The 2,108-nt window shown below is 35.9% G+C and carries 3 protein-coding genes and 1 pseudogene; all 4 read left to right on the forward strand.

The features are described from left to right. Positions 1-53: 53 nt before the first annotated feature. Positions 54-377 (forward strand): YdcP family protein, encoded by a 324-nt coding sequence (locus tag HMPREF0367_RS09580; protein WP_005334875.1) that lies wholly within the window; start codon positions 54-56, stop codon positions 375-377. Positions 378-392: 15 nt separating this feature from the next. Continuing rightward, the gene (locus tag HMPREF0367_RS09585; RefSeq protein ID WP_035403730.1) at positions 393-776 is read left to right on the forward strand and encodes a YdcP family protein; all 384 of its coding nucleotides are present in this window, start codon (positions 393-395) and stop codon (positions 774-776) included. An 80-nt stretch (positions 777-856) separates the two neighbouring features. After that, entirely contained in the window at positions 857-1,609 is a 753-nt protein-coding gene (locus tag HMPREF0367_RS09590) for a HEPN domain-containing protein (RefSeq protein WP_035403732.1), read from the forward strand. A gap of 119 nt (positions 1,610-1,728) precedes the next feature. Then, positions 1,729-2,108: pseudogene (locus HMPREF0367_RS09595) on the forward strand (ATP-binding protein); the annotation flags it as partial.

The following is a 2,108-nucleotide window of genomic DNA, read 5'->3' on the forward strand; positions in this document are numbered from 1 at the left end:
CAAAGTACAGCAGGAAAGAACTTACAAATAGAAAGAAAAGAGGTCAATTATTTATGGAATTAAGATTTGTCGTACCAAATATGGAAAAGACATTCGGGAACTTGGAATTTGCCGGAGAAAATACTACGGAACAGCAGAGAATCAACGGGCGTATGGCTGTCATTACCAGAAGCTACAACCTGTATTCCGATGTGCAGAGAGCCGATGATGTAGTTGTGACACTTCCTGCCAAAGCTGGCGAAAAACATTTCTCGCCGGAGCAGAAAGTAAAACTTATCAACCCACGAATCACTACTGATGGCTATAAAATCGGAGAACGTGGATTTGTCAATTACATCTTACTTGCAGACGATATGTTACCAGCAGAAAATAAATAAGGGGGTATTCAGATTATGAGATTAGCAAATGGAATCGTCATTGATAAAGAAAAGACTTTCGGAGTGTTGAAGTTCTCCGCATTACGCCGTGAAGTTCATGTGCAGAATGAAGATGGGACGGTCAGTGAAGAAATCAAGGAACGTACCTACGATTTAAAATGCAATACACAGGGACGCATGATACAGGTATCCGTTCCGGCGACTGTACCATTAAAGGATTATGATTACAATGCCGAAGTGGAACTTATCAATCCTGTTGCAGATACGGTAGCCAATGCTAATTACCGTGGTGCAGATGTGGACTGGTATGTAAAGGCAGACGATATTCTTTTAAAGAACAAAGGCACTCATGCCGGAAATCCACAGAACAATGCTCCACAGCAACCGCCGAAGAAATAATCTGTAGTTTTGATTCTCATTGTAGTAATTAAAGTTAATTGGTATAATATATTAAAATCATTGAACAGGAGGGAAATAAGATGCTTTCAGCAAGTTATGCAAGATTAGGTTCAGAACTTAGCGGACTTAAGTTACAGGCAATAATAAGCGGACAAATTGATGCCAATAATTGCTTAGAATGGGGAGAAAAAATCTCCAAAGCTGATTATTTTGATGAAATAAAATCAGTTTATCCAATACATGATAGATTAATCAAAGAGCCAAATTTTATGCTCAGTAAGTTATATTATAATTCCCTCAAAAGTCTAATTATTAGTTTTTCAGCAACTTTGGAATTTTTTCTCAAAGATAGTATGCAACTTAATATGATGAGAAATTATTCTCTTTTGAAAAAGGGATTAATTGAATCCAAACAGGTAATTGACCCTAAAGATATTGTTGACATTGATGATATAGAATTAGTTAGATTAAAGTATATAAAAAATATTTCTAATAATATGTGTTCTGGTGAAATGTGGAGTGGAAAATTTAAAAAGTATGTAAAATTCTTATCCTTACCGAATAATTTATTAGGTGAAACTATTAATAAAAAGATTGATTCTATTTGGAAAATGCGAAATGACATAGCACATGCAAACATCAATATATTGTCAATTAACTACAATGGAACTATACATAAATTCGGGGCAGATATAAATGCAGAACAATATACTGAATTTGCTCTTTTTTTCATTAAGTTACTTGATGAAACACTTTCCTTTGTAGAGAAAGTGGATAAATTATCATTAGAGAAATGGAAAACAACAGATGCTACACTATTTTACAGAAAATAAGTGTATGTGAAAAATTACACTTTAACAGGATTAGTTTTCTATGAGTTAATACTTATATTCACAAAGCAGTTAGTCTATACGATTGACTGCTTTTCTTATACCCAAGGAAAGGAGTTTATATGAAAGTATGGAAAAAATCTAAAGGTAACAGGATTCGTGCCAGTGATAAATCGCTGGTCTATCATTTCTGTATCGGCTGGCTGTTGCTCCTGTTCGTTGCGGTGTTCCTGTTACTGAATCTGCGACAGCTTCTTATTACAGACTGGAAAGATTTTAACCTGCTCCATGCTGGAATCACATGGACTGCCTACAATTCCATTACGTTTCTGATAGCGACTGGTGTTTGTGCATTGGTCGCTTTTCTCTACTACCGTTACGGATATGACCGTATCAAGCGGTTGCTACACCGACAAAAGCTGGCTCGTATGGTGCTGGAAAATAAATGGTATGAAGCGGAAAATACTAAAGACAGCGGTTTTTTCACTGACCTGCAAAGCAG

Origin of the sequence: Faecalitalea cylindroides ATCC 27803 (genome assembly GCF_000469305.1) — a bacterium.
GTDB lineage: Bacteria > Bacillota_I > Bacilli_A > Erysipelotrichales > Erysipelotrichaceae > Faecalitalea > Faecalitalea cylindroides.

Coding starts and splice junctions, on each gene's coding strand:
- HMPREF0367_RS09585 (WP_035403730.1), top strand. CDS start 393: ATGAGATTAGCAAATGGAATCGTCATTGATAAAGAAAAGACTTTCGGA.
- HMPREF0367_RS09580 (WP_005334875.1), top strand. CDS start 54: ATGGAATTAAGATTTGTCGTACCAAATATGGAAAAGACATTCGGGAAC.
- HMPREF0367_RS09590 (WP_035403732.1), top strand. CDS start 857: ATGCTTTCAGCAAGTTATGCAAGATTAGGTTCAGAACTTAGCGGACTT.